At 57.2% G+C, this 14,248-nt stretch carries 10 protein-coding genes; 2 read left to right on the top strand and 8 right to left on the bottom strand.

The window, feature by feature from the left end; translation table 11 throughout:
- The first annotated feature begins 27 nt into the window (after positions 1-27).
- Entirely contained in the window at positions 28-1,515 is a 1,488-nt protein-coding gene (locus AC25Y4_RS08445) for an MOP flippase family protein (RefSeq protein ID WP_488119947.1), read from the top strand.
- 217 nt (positions 1,516-1,732) lie between these two features.
- Here the strand turns inward: AC25Y4_RS08445 and AC25Y4_RS08440 are convergent, their stop codons facing one another.
- The 8 genes from AC25Y4_RS08440 to AC25Y4_RS08405 form a co-directional block, all read right to left on the bottom strand.
- On the bottom strand, positions 1,733-2,695 hold the full coding sequence (locus tag AC25Y4_RS08440; RefSeq protein ID WP_488119946.1) for a hypothetical protein: 963 nt from the start codon (positions 2,693-2,695) through the stop codon (positions 1,733-1,735).
- A gap of 630 nt (positions 2,696-3,325) precedes the next feature.
- A complete protein-coding gene (locus AC25Y4_RS08435; protein ID WP_488119945.1) occupies positions 3,326-4,576 on the bottom strand; it encodes an oligosaccharide repeat unit polymerase in 1,251 nt (416 codons plus the stop codon).
- 145 nt (positions 4,577-4,721) lie between these two features.
- Positions 4,722-5,726, bottom strand: coding sequence for a polysaccharide biosynthesis protein (locus AC25Y4_RS08430; protein WP_488119944.1), 1,005 nt, complete (start codon positions 5,724-5,726; stop codon positions 4,722-4,724).
- A gap of 215 nt (positions 5,727-5,941) precedes the next feature.
- Positions 5,942-6,862, bottom strand: coding sequence for a glycosyltransferase (locus AC25Y4_RS08425; protein WP_488119943.1), 921 nt, complete (start codon positions 6,860-6,862; stop codon positions 5,942-5,944).
- Complete coding sequence (locus AC25Y4_RS08420; RefSeq protein ID WP_488119942.1) at positions 6,859-8,091, bottom strand: hypothetical protein; 1,233 nt, start codon at positions 8,089-8,091, stop codon at positions 6,859-6,861. The genes AC25Y4_RS08425 and AC25Y4_RS08420 overlap by 4 nt, the downstream gene beginning before the upstream one ends.
- 52 nt (positions 8,092-8,143) lie before the next feature.
- Positions 8,144-9,106 (bottom strand): glycosyltransferase family 4 protein, encoded by a 963-nt coding sequence (locus tag AC25Y4_RS08415; protein ID WP_488119941.1) that lies wholly within the window; start codon positions 9,104-9,106, stop codon positions 8,144-8,146.
- Complete coding sequence (locus AC25Y4_RS08410) at positions 9,103-10,200, bottom strand: glycosyltransferase (RefSeq protein ID WP_488119940.1); 1,098 nt, start codon at positions 10,198-10,200, stop codon at positions 9,103-9,105. Before AC25Y4_RS08410 ends, AC25Y4_RS08415 begins: the two co-directional genes overlap by 4 nt.
- Before the next feature lie 98 nt (positions 10,201-10,298).
- Entirely contained in the window at positions 10,299-11,900 is a 1,602-nt protein-coding gene (locus AC25Y4_RS08405; protein ID WP_488119939.1) for a sugar transferase, read from the bottom strand.
- Between the two features lie 516 nt (positions 11,901-12,416).
- Between AC25Y4_RS08405 and AC25Y4_RS08400 the strand changes: the two genes are divergently transcribed.
- Positions 12,417-14,165 (top strand): glycosyl hydrolase, encoded by a 1,749-nt coding sequence (locus AC25Y4_RS08400; RefSeq protein ID WP_488119938.1) that lies wholly within the window; start codon positions 12,417-12,419, stop codon positions 14,163-14,165.
- The last annotated feature ends 83 nt before the right edge of the window (positions 14,166-14,248 follow it).

Here is a 14,248-nt window from a genome sequence, read left to right as displayed (position 1 = left end):
CAGTGATGCAAGAGGCGTCCTGGCATCGTGAGCCTGCGACTACGAGTACTGAAAGCGGCTAAATGGACGACGATGTCATTCGTCGCGGTTTTTGTTGCTCAGTTTCTTCAGTACGTTGTCCTCGCACGCTTTTTGGAAAGTTCCGCACTGGGCCTTGTCGCCATCGTCACGTTGATCAACGGCCTTGCCGAGATTGTCCTGGGCATGGGCATTTCGCAGGCTGTAATCCAACGAGCTCGCATCAGTTCACGCGAGCTTTCCTCTTTGTTCTGGCTGAACCTACTGATCGGCGCTGCAATCGCTGGCTGCGTCTATCTGAGCAGCGATGTGGTTGCAGGCTTCTTCGGTACCCCTACCGCGGCACACCTCATACAACTCACCGCTGGCATCTTCGTCTTGTCGAGCCTCGGACAGGTACACCGCGCAACGCTCGAAAAGCGACTCCAGTTCAGACGAGTAGGAATCATTGAGACTTGCGCAGCTGCGATTCTGCTGACGGCGACACTGGCCTTCGCATTCACCGGATACCAGGCCTACTCAGCGGTACTTGGACTACTCATAAGCACTGGATTCCGCTCAGCCGCGATGCTGGCCCTCGGGCGCCGCTTTTTTCGTCCTCGTTGGCATTTCCGACTTGTGGAAACTAGGAGATTCATCTCGTTCGGCTTGTTACAGACGGCAGATTCTCTCCTCACATATGCGACATCGAACATAAGCACAATTGCTATTGGTCGCTCCGTAGGCGCCTCCGCGATGGGTGGATACAACCTGGCGTACAACGCCGCAGTGAACATGCCCTCTCGAATAAACCCAATCGTTACGCGGGTCATGTTCCCGGTCTTCGCAAGAATCCAGGATGATCGAGAACGTATGTCTGACAACTACGAAAAGGTAATGACCGTTGCGGGGCTCGCGAGCATCCCCGCGCTTGCCGGATTGTCCATCGTGTCGTCCGATTTTGTAGTCGCTGTATATGGCGAGAAATGGGCTTGGATTGCGCCATTGATACCGATCCTTTGCCTGGTCGGCATGCTGCGTTCGCTTGGCAACCCTGTTGGCTTTGTTCTCATGGCTACGGACAACATGGCGCTGAGCCTAATCATGAACGCGGTTAAGGCTGTGATAGTCATCCCGCTAGTAGCCATAGGCGCGTCCATTGCGGGAACCTTTGGCGCCGCTTATGGCCTACTCTTGTCGCAGATCGCAAGCTACGCACTGACTTATCTTGTTCTTCGTCGAGTCCTAGGTATCAGCGTCCCCCGTTATCTTCGTGCCCCCCTCATTGCAGGCCTAGTGACCCTTCCGATGTGCCTTGTCCTAACGGCGATCGGCCTTTGGACCTCCATCTCGGATTTGGGGACTTGGCCATCGCTAACGCTAAAGGTGGCGGTTGGCGTGTGCGCACTGATCTCGACAATCCTCCTTGCCAAGAAGACCATTCTCGCTGAGCTGGGTCTTGTGCCCAATCGTATGAATGGTCGAGAAGCCCTGCCCCGCCCGGCAAGCACCCCATAGCCGCGGTTTCACCTAAGCCCTGTGGTATACAGCGTCGACGGCCGCCAGGACAGATAGGTAAGAAAGAGCGCGTATCGGGGGGCGGGCGGTCAGGTCATGGCTCACGCGGGCGCCGACTCTTCCCAACACGACTGAAATCGCTGCCTACGCCACGAACGCCGTTGCCTCCACCATCGATGAGACATGACCGCGGCTGGACAGGCAGTCCCCCGCCGTACTACTTCGATAAAGTCTTTACAGCCGCTTTGGGGCCACGAAGGGACCGCAATGTCCGCACGATTGTGGGCCAATATAGGGCAAAAGCTAATCCTGCCATGGAGACCAGAACGAGAAAAAGAAGCACTCCCTGGTTGAACAGGAAGCCTCTCCAGAAGTCAGCGAACCCGTAGAGCAGAACTGCAGAGATAGCGGCAGCGACGGACTTGTACTTTGCGAAAACCCCGAATACGAACCCGGCGATTGCTAATGCACAAAGTATGTAAAACAGACCCCACCAGCCGAACTGGGCATACGTGTCGGCAAAAGCCGAGTTTGCATTGAAATTCTCTGCGACGCTGACGAGGTCGTCATACCTACCAGAAACTGTCCCGTCACCGAACGGCAGTTTCTTAAAGTCAAGGAACGTGGGCAGGATCGCATGCAGAGAAGTAATAGGACCGCCCCAAACGGTAAAATCACCCTCCGCGATTGCAGTCGACACACCGATCGATACTTGAGCAGGCGCGCCTAGATAAGCCGCGATTTGAAAGAAATTCATCGCAATCGGATTGTCCACCCCATACTCCTCGTACGTTCCCGCGGTCCTCACGTAATTGAGAACCGTCAGGACGAGACCAAGTACAACGACAGCGGCGATCAGCACCCACACTTTTATACGAACAATCTGCGCTGTTCGAACAAATAGGAAGAGGTAGACAACGACCGCCACGATTAGTGAGAGTCTCGAGGCTAGCGTGACGCTGGCTAGGAGAAGCAGGATATTCCAAATAGCGAGCCCAAGGGGTGCGCGCTTCCGTTGCCAGAGTAGAACACCGATGGGAGCAGCTATCGCCGTCGCATATCGCAGAGTAGCAAGACCAGTCCCATGAGGAAGCGCTGCCGCGGCGACATTGACGTTCCGGGTAACTATCATCTGCCATAGCGAAACCTCGCTGGCGATCACAACGACAGAAAAGACCACGCCGATTGTCGCCGCGACCGACAAGAACCAGTAGAAGCGAAGCTCAAGACTCGGGGATGTTTGGAATTGCTCCAACTGCGGAACTGAAGGAGTTCGGTTCCCAAGTCTCACAAATTGCCAAATAATAAGGAAACAGGCGCTGTACCATCCGATCAAGATGACTACGCCCAAAAAGCTGACTTGACTGCGAGACGCAAATCCTCGCAACAGCTCTGATTGGCCAGGGATTATCCAGACGGCAAAACTTGCCAGAACCGATACAAGAAGTAGCGTGGCCGGTCTAAGAATCCACTCGAATCGCGTCAACTGCCGCGGCCCCCAACTGTTGCGGTCTAACGGTTCGCGACCAATAGCAGCCACAACCAATCAATCAGATATCTTTGATCACGATACTGCACGACCAGCCCTCCTCCCGACCAGCGGCGTGGCCGCGGGACACATGTTTGTTGCCGACCAACAGCAACAAGGTGTTCCGGCCACTAAATGCCGTGAGGTTGAATGTTGGTCACGAGTTCGGCCACCACGACGGGTGCGACTGACACCGTGGGAATCGCTCCGAGCACCTCGTCGGAGCGGAGGGTCGAGCACCCGCTCGCGCGGCACCAGGGCGATAGGCGACCCGCTGGGTTGTTAGCCGGCTTTAACTACCCGATTTCCGCGCTTGCGGGAAAAGTCGACAAGTCGAGGCACGGTCAATGCGAACACGGCGGCAGCCCCAATCGCGAACAGTAGGAAGAGTAGGAACCCCTTGTTAAACATGAAGATCCGCCAGTACTCAAAGAAGCCGTAGAGCAGAACAGCAGAGAAGCAAACTATGACTGATCTATATCGAGCGAACACTCCAAAACCAAATGCACCGAGGGCCAGGACCACAAGGGTATAGAACAAACCCCATGCTCCAAAAGAAGCGTACGTATCGGCAAAGGCAGAGTTTGTCGAGAGATTGTTGGCGATGCTTACTCGGTTGTCGTAGCGATCTGAAACCGAACCTGATTGCGTCGAGCTCTTGTCGATAATGAGAAAACTTGGCGTGACCGCCCGCAACGAGCTGACAGGATCGCCGCTGACACTAAAGCTGCCGTCGGCGATCAGATTTGAAACCCCGACGGAGACTTGAGCCGGCGCACCAAGATAGGACGCAACCTGGTAGTAGTTCATCGCTATCGGGTTGCTTATCCCGTTCTCTTCATAGTCATTCGCACTTCTGATGTAGGTGAAGGCCGTCAAACTCGCACAGGCCACCACTATCGCGACGACTACAGCCCAGGGCTTGAACAACTGCTTACGAGACGTTCGGAAGTGGATCATGGCGTAGGCCAGGACCGCGACAATTAGCGATATTCTCGACGCGAGAGCAATGTTTATGACAAGCAAAACAACGTTAATAATCGCCAGACTCGCGGGTGCCGTCTTGCGTTGCCACAAGTAGATTCCGACAGGTGCCGCAATAGCAGTTGCATAGCGAAGGGTTGCCAGACTCGTCTGCCCGGGAAGAGCATGTACCAGCTTATTAACCTGGCGACCAGAAACTGCATCGATTATCGAAACTTGTTGGGCGATGCCTATGAGTGCGGCAAATATCCCTACGATCGCTAGGCCGGTTAGGAACCAATAGAAGTAGCGAGCCAGTCTCGGCTCATTTTCAAAGCGGAGTAGGGACTGAAAAGGACGAACTCGCGCGCCGACCGCTACCGCAATCACAATGATGAGAGCACAGAGGCCATACCAGCCGACCAAGATAGAGATACCGCCGAGTGTTGGCTGGCTTCGCTCGTCGAACCCTCTTAGGGCCTCTGAACTTCCCGGTATCAGCCAGACTGCAAAGCTCGCCAGAACCGTGGCGGCGAGAATAACTGACGGGCGCAACAGCCGTTCAAACATGAGCTTCCCTGACCTTTGGCATACTACCGACCGCATGGACAGGGTGGCGTTTGGATATTTTAGCGCTACGCGGGTTTTCGCAGTCATGGGTCAGCTGTTGGGTTAAGCGCAGGACCGACCGTATGTGGTAATTGGACGGACCCATTCACGACTTCCTGTAGAGATTCCAGAGCAGAAGTACCTGCGGGACAAGGGCAACGGCTTCACCAAAGACTAGCGCCCAGGCAGCACCCTGCGCCCCAAAGAAAATCGAACCGACGAGGACAGCGGGGATTGCTGCAATAACCCCAATCGTGGTGAAAATGGCGAGGTTTCGAGCTCGTTGCAAGGCGAGAAGGCAGACTAAGCCGACCACCTGCGCCATAACAAGAAACACAAGCACGAGCGCGAACGCCACGGAGATCGAAGCGTTGGGCAGAATCTCCCCGTCACTGAGTACCCCCGCGAACCAGGGGAGGCAATACGCGAAGACGGTTCCGGCGAACGCTGTTGCGATCAGTCCGGCCATGAACGCAATCTTTATCCTCCGCCGTACGGTGCGAGAGTCCGGACCAGGCACCCACCCCTGAAGAAACTGCACGACCGGAGAGAATGCGGTCGTCGCGAACCTCAATACCTTGTCGGCGAGAGCGTAAACGGGGAGTGCCGTCGGCGCCGCGACCGCGACAATCGCCATCGGGAGGCTGATGTACACCGCCGACACTCCGGCAATTGCTATTCCATGGGACTGTCCGCGGAGGAGCGTGAGCACTGTAGGACCGTTGTGAAGCGACTTATAGAACCCGACTCCACGGCAGATTCGCCGCGAAGAGAGCACTATCCCGGCCGCAATTCCAAGCAGCTGCAGAGTCGGAAAGACGAAAAGGTCTGCGCCAAATACTAAAGCAAGTGTTCCAAGAATCGTGCCGACAACTCGTGGAAGTGAATCAAAAAGCAGGAATCCGTATGGTTGACCAGAGCCTGTGAAATACCAGCCGGCCAGCAAACCTGTGCACGTGAAGGCGGCTGCGGTCAGGGCCGATTCCAGCTTGTACTCACTCGCAAATAGCGTTGCGAGGACAATTGCAACGATGAGCCCAGGAACAGCCAAGAACAGTCGCGCCTTCAACGAGTTCGCATAAATCGCAGCCCTCTCTGCCGTGTGTGCCATTGCAACCGCGGTGGGGCCGGTCGTTCCCCAGCCAAAGCCGACAGCGACACCGCACCCAGTTCCAATCGCTTGCCCAAGTGCCAAACTCGCCCACGGAATTGCGCCTGAGTGCCCAATTACTACCGGGATCGATAGAAGAGTAACTACTGCAGTGAGCCCGACGGACAGTCCGTAGCCCAATACTCGCCCGACGTTGCTACGCATTCTTACCTGCGTCACTGCGGGCGCCCCAGCGAGGCCTGCCTCGAAAGCGCGGCCTTGCCGAAGTTGCCAGCCAGTCCGTCATACACGCCCAACAACACCCCGAGTAGCTGCGTTCCTTTCCGTGGTCCGAACATCAAAGACAGGAGAGTCGTCCGCGCCTCGAGCACCCATTCGCGCAACATCCACGCCGGATCGGTCCAAAAGTATTTCCGATATAGAGCGACGCGGTTTCGGGAAATATAGTAGCGACGGAGGGCAGAGTGATATGAGAATCTCACGGGCTTGCCACCGATCCTTACAGCTCGCCCGCGCACGCGCACATGCATAAGCGTGCCTACCTCGTGAAGCATCTGACAACCCGCGCCGACCAAAACCATCGATCCCGCTGCGAGCATCCTAAAGACGAACTCTGTGTCGACGCAGTCAATGAACAATGACTCGTCAAGCTCACCATGGACGCGAAGAGTTTCCGTGGGAATAAGCATTCCCGACGCGGCGACTTCCAGCGTGGTGTTAAATCCACGAGAGGTATTGCGGATCGTAACGTGCCAGTCGTTGAACTGTTCGGCGCACACTGCTCCCACGCTCACACCCGCTTCAATCGCCGCGTTGTATGTAGCAATTGCATTGCGGCAGTAGTTCTCACCGATGGTCGAGTCCTGGTCAACAGTCAGAATGAATGCCAAATCTGGGTCTCGAGCACATGCTAGCTGGAAACCGCGATTTGAGGCAGCAGCGATTCCGGCGTTGTCCTGGACGAAGACTACGACCCGATCCATCCCGGTAAACGGCGCCAAAATGTTCCCATCATCCGACCCGTCGTCAACGACTACCACGAAGTCGACCTGTCGAAGTACCTCTTGGACGCGAATTGGAAATTCGGAATCAGGATTGTGTACTGGGATAACTGCGGCAACCCCGCTCACGATCATCGACGTACCTTTGAGGCCCCCAAAAGGCGTCCCCTGAGCCAAGAGAATTGAGCTGGTAGCGATTTTTTGAGGCTGTTGTACTCGTCGGGGAAGGCGTATTTCATCGCGATGGCTGCGTCGCCCGCGCTCGTGCCGATCCTTGAAGCCCAAGATCCTCTCTTCCAGCTCTTGAACGCCTTCGCATCCGCTGGGATGAACGGCGACGGGAGGCTCTCCTCGGCCAATAGTGCTTTGCGATACGCGCGACGCGTGCGCTTCTTCAGCACCTTGCCGCTAGTGTCCCGCTCGAATCCATAGCGAGGGCTTGTGCCCAGGGTTGCTCGCGCCTCGAGCACCCTCTTTGCGTAGGTCCGACTCAGCTGGGAGAGCGCGTCGCTTCCAATCCCGGCACTCTTCAGGTCGATGTTGAGGCGGACGCTTATGGCTTCCGGATCGAGGGGGTCGAATCCGCTGAAATGGAAAAGCCGCAGCGAATCGCCGGATTCTCGAATCAGCCAGTCCTCGCAGCTCTGTTCAAAGGACCTCTCGTGTAAGTTCCAAGGCCCCACGTTATATCCGTAGTGGCGAAGCGAATGCGCGCCGTAGAGCGTTGCTCCGATGTCGGTCCACTTCTGATCGACGAAGATTCCGAGCAGCGGGTATATAAGGCACTCACGTTCCAGGTGGCTCCACCACCAGTCGAGGAAATCAATACCATTTCGCCCCACCGCACAAAACCCGAGATTGTGCACGCCAACAGTCAAACTGTGCACTTCCGTGATGTGTGCATCTCCAGGTTTGATCGGCTGCAGAAAATGCGGAGTCAGCACGATACCAAATTCATCGAGAAGTGGCTCAAGTTCCGTGAGCGGCGAAACCACGAACGTGTCGGGATCCAAATACACTGCTTGCTCGTATACACCGAGTAGCTGTTTAAGGAACAAGGGCTTAACTGCTGTCGAAAACTCGACCACGTCGTAGATCGTTGCGAGATTCAAAACTTCCGCATCCGTCAGTCCCAAGGCTGCGGTGGATACAACGCTCAGATGCGGCCGGCCTGCTTCCAGGTCCTTCCGGTCAGCATCGACCACGAGGATAACCAGATCCCGCTCCGGCTCGATCTCCCGGATGCTTGAATATAGGGCCATCGCCTGAGGCAAGTAATTCTGCGCGACCACCGTGCAGTAGACACCGCGCGGACCTTCCGGTTTGTGCGCGTTTTGCAGACCTACAAGTGACAAAATATCCAACTCCCTTAACCGACCAAAATTCTTACGTGGACCGCTCGCTGGCCCTTCGCGCCTAATCCCCAAGCTGTATGAGAGTAGTTGACACGACAGCTGCGACCTTTGACCATGTGAAATTATTTGGATCTATGTGTCCAGCTGGAAAACGCTCCTCGTCCGCGATCTCGCTCATGCAGGCTGCCCAGCTCTTTGCATCATCTGCCAGAGAGATCGCATGCCCACCGCCCGCGCAGATCTCGCGAACGCTATCGCAGCCCTCGTAGAAAATGACAGGGCTACCGGACAGAGCTGCTTCAAGTACGGGGAGCCCAAATCCTTCAAGCAAGGAGGGCTGGAGTGTTGCGCGAGCGCCTCGATACAGAGCAGCGAGGGCCTCATCGTCGAGGCCAGAAAACACCTTCACCCGCTCTACGACGTCGTGTCGGGCGGCCAACTGTTCGACGCCCACACGGTCAGGCGTGACCAGGTAGAGGTCGACCCCATCAATGAATTTCAACGCCCTAACGATGGTGTCGACGTTCTTATGTCCTCTTAGATTTCCGACGTATAAGAAGTAAGGGCGAGCTGCGAAATATGTATTCCCGGCTGGCGTGAACACCGGAGCGCTCGCATTTCCTGCATTAACCACGTTCACCGCCGGGTCGTCGATCCACGCCTCAATGTGCCGCTTCGACGTTTCCGACACCGTGATGACATGCCGGTTCCTCTTTATTAGGGGCTTCAGGAACAGGTTGTAGTACGGCTTGTATTTCCCAGCACCAGGACCCTGAAGATGGATCAGGTCGTGGACGGTGACCGTCTGTGGAACGTTTCGAAGAAATCCGTTGTAGCCCGGTGAATAGATGGCTGACGGCTTCGCCCCGTGCACCTTCACCCTCTTGGTGAGAAAGTCGTGAGGCGACGAAGGACTTCCTGACGGCTCGATCTGAGCCCAGGGCACAGTCAAGCGCGCAAGCACCTCGGTCGCATAACGCCCAATGCCGTTCTGGCCACTCCAGCGACTGTCAGCGACGATCATGCCTGAATCCAATCTCGTACTTTTTGCTCAAAGACGCTGGTGTCGAATTCCCAAGCGCGAGAAACGCACGCTGAAGAATTAGACAACGCTGCCCTGTCAACGGCTTCGCGTAGCGCAGACGGCGCAAATGAGTGGACCAAGGCCCCGGTGACGCCATGAATGACGCTTTCGGAAGCGCCTCCGATTGCGTTGGCTATGACTGGCGTGCCCGTGGCCATCGCCTCCACCGGCATGATCCCGAAATCTTCAACGGACGGGAACACATATGCGAGTGCCCGACGATAGAGCTGATTGAGGAGTGCATGTGACGGTCGCGGCACAAAGGTAACGACTCCGGGGTGCTCGTTCGCAAGTGCGCGGAGGCGCGGCTCGTCCGGTCCCTCGCCAGCCAGAACTACTTGAACCCCCGCTGCGACACCAGCCGCTATCGCCACTTCAAGGCGCTTGTACGGAACGAAGCGGGATGCACCCAGGATGAAGGTCGACGGGAGACTGGCCAGGACCAATTCCTCGGCAATGGTCAATGCGTCACGCGAGTCATCAGCAAATGCGGCTACACGCACGGGCGGATAAATTACTTGGCTCTCCCGACCCCACGCCATTTCAATGCGCTGTTGAATGAAGGCGCTGTTGGCTGCGATGCTGAATGCGCCTTGAGCGCGCCTTCTATCTAGTGTTTTGAGCGGCATTGAGATGGCTCGCGCCATCAAATTGTTGCCCCTGCCGTCGAGCTCTGGAGCCCAGATGTAGCGTGCAGGAGTATGCACATATACATACTTTCGTGCGGTCTTCGCGGGGCCGGAGAACCGAGCATGATGAGCGAAGAGATGGCTGCTGCACAGCACCCAGTCGGCATCCGCGTCAGGCAGATTTCTCCACACTGCGGGCATGAATGGAAGAGCGAGTGCCTTGCTCCGTCGAAGCGGAGTACGGGCAAGCCACGTCTCGCGCACCCTGCCGGCCTCGAACCGTGACGGTAAGTCGTCCCACAGACACACGATCGGCGCGTCGGGAAAGACCGCGGCGATTGTCTCGACGACGTTCTCCGAGCCGCCGGTCTTGGCCAACCACTCGTGGACGATTAGTCCTGTCATCGATAATTTCCTATGTGAATGAGAATGCAACTGAGAGGGGAGACTCCGATTAGATTATCCAGATCTGAAGCCGCTACCAACTTGTGAACTGTGAGCCACTAGTGGGCGTCGTCTCCGGGAGCAACGACTGCTTTCACCGTTCGCCACAAGATCACGAGGTCACCGGTCATAGACCAGTTCTCGACGTAGTACAGATCAAGTCGGATCGAGTCTTCCCACGAGAGTTTCGACCGGCCGCTCACCTGCCATAGGCCACTCATCCCGGGCTTCATAAACAGCCGTCGATGCGCCGCGTTGTCGTACAGGGCAACTTCCGCTTCCCGTTGCGGCCGAGGACCGACGAGACTCATTTGCCCTCGAAGCACGTTTATGAGTTGAGGTACTTCGTCGAGAGAATACTTGCGAATGAATCGGCCGACCGGTGTGATCCTCGGGTCGTTCATTACTTTGAAAAGCGGCTTGTCAGACGTGCCCTGTGCATCGAGAAGGCTCGCCAGTTGGTCGTCCGCGCCTTGCACCATCGACCGGAATTTCAGCATCCCGAAAGGGTTCCCACGCAGCCCGATCCGCTCTTGGGTGTAGAGGATGGCGCCGGGGCTCGAGGCTCGCACCGCAATCGCGACACCAATGAGCACGGGAGAGCTCACGAGCAGAATCGCAGCTGATCCGACGACGTCGAAGATCCGCTTCGCCACCTGCTTGCGGCCAGCGAACTCTGGAAAATCAACATGGATGAGCGGCAGGCCCGCGACGGGGCGTGCGTGAATACGTGGCCCGGCAACGTCAGTGAGAGCGGGGGCCACGATGAGGTTCACGTCTCGATCTTTGAGACGCCACCCAAGCTCTCGCATGTGCTGCGGGCTCAGGTCATCCGCGGCAGACACGATCACGGTATCGATCTGGTGGGCGTCGATGGTGCGCAGAGCGTCGGCGAACGTTCCAAGCACCGGCACGCCCGGGATAAGTTCGCGGTCAACTGCTCCTGATCGCGTCAGGGCTCCAACGGCATGGAGGCCTGTTGAGCCGTCCCGTTCGATCGATGAGGCAACGTGGTGCGATTTATTCCGCTGGCCGATCAACAGCGTGCGTGAAACATACGCGCCGCGCCTTTGTTGGCGCCTGAGCCACTGCCGCCAGACCCAACGACTGAGCAAAAGTAGCAGGAGGCCGCCGGGGAGGGCCGTAAGAAAGTATCCGCGCCCCAGATCGGCTTTGAGAAGAAATGCGACGATGGCGAGAATGCCAAAGAGACGCACCGTGGCATCAGCGAGACGCTTGTACTCCGTCGTACCAGAGCCGATGTTCTTATGGTCTCTCGTGGCAAAGAGATCGAGAAAAATCAACCACAGGAGTACCAACAGGAGCGAAACCACGGTGTAAGTGAGGCTCAGATCTCGTGCCGGTAGTTCCTCAAAAGAAAGCGCAGAACCGCGGTCGCTGATCCAAAACAGTTGTGAGGCAAAAACGGCGAGCGCTACGACGGCAAGGTCGCTGACGAAAAGCCGTTTTGCATAGGCGCGCTGCCAGGTATTGCGAATCGTGGACGTAGCGACGGCCTGGATTGTCATTGTGAGTTGCTCGCCAGACCGTGGCTGCGTACACGCCGACCGCTCTCGAGCACGCCAGTCCCCCTGCAGATTGCTTGTCCACCCAACGCCAAAAGGCGGTCCCACCAACAAATCAGGTTCATTCTGACACATACCCCGCCCTCCCATACTCGGCGCGCCGCCGGCGCCTTGTGCCTTGCCGCGACAAAACATGACATGCGCTTCGCTGGGAGCATCGTTGGCGCGAGCTACAGATAGCCTGTGAAGCACATTGACCGCCGAGCGACCGTGACTGCGTTTTGCTCAAACTCGCCCAGGAGATTGATGAACATCGTTGCTCGAATCCGCACGTGGCCCCGCCTGCGCGTGATTGTTGTCAGTGCCGTCGTTGTGGTCGTGGTCGGGGGTGTTCTCGTGGCCCTGAATTTTCCCTCCGCGAGTTCGAAAGCAGAAACATCCCGCACATCGACGAAGTCAGCAGAACCGGCTCTCCCTCAACCTGACACCGCGTATGTAAACGCGACTTTTGCTGGTTGGACGCCTGACGAGAATTCGGGCGCGGTATATAGCGCCGAAGTTGGGGCCGCAGATGATGGGGGAATCTCGCTCCGGGTCGATCAAGCAGCGGCCGCAGGAGACTCCGCAGCCTCGCTCCACCAAACCGTTGTGGTGAAGCCGTCCACCACGTACGAGTTCCACGCACTTATTGCAGCGGCTGATCTCGATGCAACGGAGTCGGGGGTCGCCATCCAGATGGGGTTGGCTGTCCCTGAACGCTTCGAGTTTCCAACGGCGACAGCTGGCTGGGCCGAGGTGACGTGGTCGTACGACACTGCCGAAGACGAATCAGAGTTGCCACTCGTCCTCGCCGCGACGGGCTCAGTCACTGGCTATCGGATCGACAATCTCAGGCTGACCGAGGGCGCGACTTCCGACGATCTGCTGGTGAATGGCTCGTTCGAGGAGTACTCGGCACCCACCCAAATCACCAACAAGTCGCTCATCATGGAGACGTCCCTCGCCGGCATCGGACTGGCCTGGCGCACCTCGAGTGTGGCGTGGAACGTCACTGACGAAACTGGCACTGTGGTTGCAAACGGAGACCTTCCCGTAGCCAATGGGTTGGCACTGATCGCTCTCAAGGAATTGTCCCAGGGTTACTACAGCGCAAACCTTGCCAGCGGTGATGGTTCCATCACAGCACAACAGGTCAGCTTTATGATCTTGGATGAACCAGATGCGCCGTCCACTACCGACGACCGCTTCGGCATCGGCGTGCACATCAATGTTCCTCGATACGACAATTCTGAGACTGCCGCAGCCCAGCTCGGGTTCCGTCACGCTCGAACCGATGCGTACTGGTCAGAGTCAGAGTTTTCACCGGGCGACTATCTATTCCCGCTCGACGAGGACGCCAAAACTGAGGCATTCAAAGCCGCCGGTGTTTCAATGCTCCCTCTCAGCGTTTACGCCAATCCGCTCTACGACGCTGGGCGAACTCCGAGCAGCCTTGCGGGAATCAGCGCATACGCGAACTACACGTCCGCACTTCTCGGCCATTTCCAGCCGGACGCGGTCGAGGTCTACAACGAGTTCAACTGGAATCTCAACACGAGCGCGTGTGGCAAGACAGCCGACTGCTACATGCAGCTGCTGCAGCCCACCGCCGACAAAATCAGGGCCGAGCACCCTGGAACTACAATCGTCGGCCCGTCAACTGCCCACTTCGACGACACCTTCATGACCGAGTTCTATCAGGCGGGCGGCCTGAACTACCTGGATGCGGTCAGTTTCCACCCATACGACGAGCTCAACGTCGGCGCTGAGACTTTGTTGCCCATCCTCAAGCAGGCGAACGAGCGAATCAGGGAGTACAACGACGGCCAGCCGAAACCGATCTGGCTCACCGAACTGGGATGGACATCCGGGAAAGTCGGAGAACTAAACCAAGCGAACTACCTCGTTCGCGGCCAGACTATCGCCTTCGCGAACGGAGTCGAACGTTTTTACTGGTACGACCTCGTGAATGACAACCTCGACCTCACAGATGGAGAAGGAAACTTCGGCCTGTTGCGACAGTTCAATGACGCGACTCCGGCCTTTGCCCCGAAACCCGCTGCAATGGCGCAGGCCATGCTCGCGCGCAAGATTGCGGATAAGCCATTCGCGGCTCAGGATTCCCTCGACGGCTCGACATTCTCGTACGTGTTCGGTGACGGTGCAGCTGCCACGCGCGTGGCGTGGGCCACATCGCCGGCAACCGTGACGTATGCGACAACCAAACCGGTCACCGTTACCACGGAGTTTGGCAAGACGTCAATGCTCACTCCCATTGACGGCCACGTCAGCGTCGAGTTAAGCGATCAGCCTGTCTACCTTGACGGCTCGCTCACTGGCGCGGCAATCGCAGCGCCGTAGAAGGACGCATCAACTGGGGCTGCTTGTGCGGAGAAACCCGAGCGGCCCCAGCCGGCTGCGCTGCTAGACAGGACTGCAGCCGG

The organism is Leifsonia sp. Y878 (assembly GCF_057669685.1).
The sequence above is the reverse complement of the archived record's forward strand: the minus strand, read 5'-3'. Positions and strand labels throughout refer to the sequence as shown.

What these genes read in the sequence shown, in the direction of transcription:
- AC25Y4_RS08435 (WP_488119945.1), bottom strand. Translation starts at nt 4,576, where the DNA reads ATGTTTGAACGGCTGTTGCGCCCGTCAGTTATTCTCGCCGCCACGGTT.
- AC25Y4_RS08430 (WP_488119944.1), bottom strand. Translation starts at nt 5,726, where the DNA reads ATGGCACACACGGCAGAGAGGGCTGCGATTTATGCGAACTCGTTGAAG.
- AC25Y4_RS08425 (WP_488119943.1), bottom strand. Translation starts at nt 6,862, where the DNA reads ATGATCGTGAGCGGGGTTGCCGCAGTTATCCCAGTACACAATCCTGAT.
- AC25Y4_RS08415 (WP_488119941.1), bottom strand. Translation starts at nt 9,106, where the DNA reads ATGATCGTCGCTGACAGTCGCTGGAGTGGCCAGAACGGCATTGGGCGT.
- AC25Y4_RS08410 (WP_488119940.1), bottom strand. Translation starts at nt 10,200, where the DNA reads ATGACAGGACTAATCGTCCACGAGTGGTTGGCCAAGACCGGCGGCTCG.
- AC25Y4_RS08405 (WP_488119939.1), bottom strand. Translation starts at nt 11,900, where the DNA reads ATGTGTCAGAATGAACCTGATTTGTTGGTGGGACCGCCTTTTGGCGTT.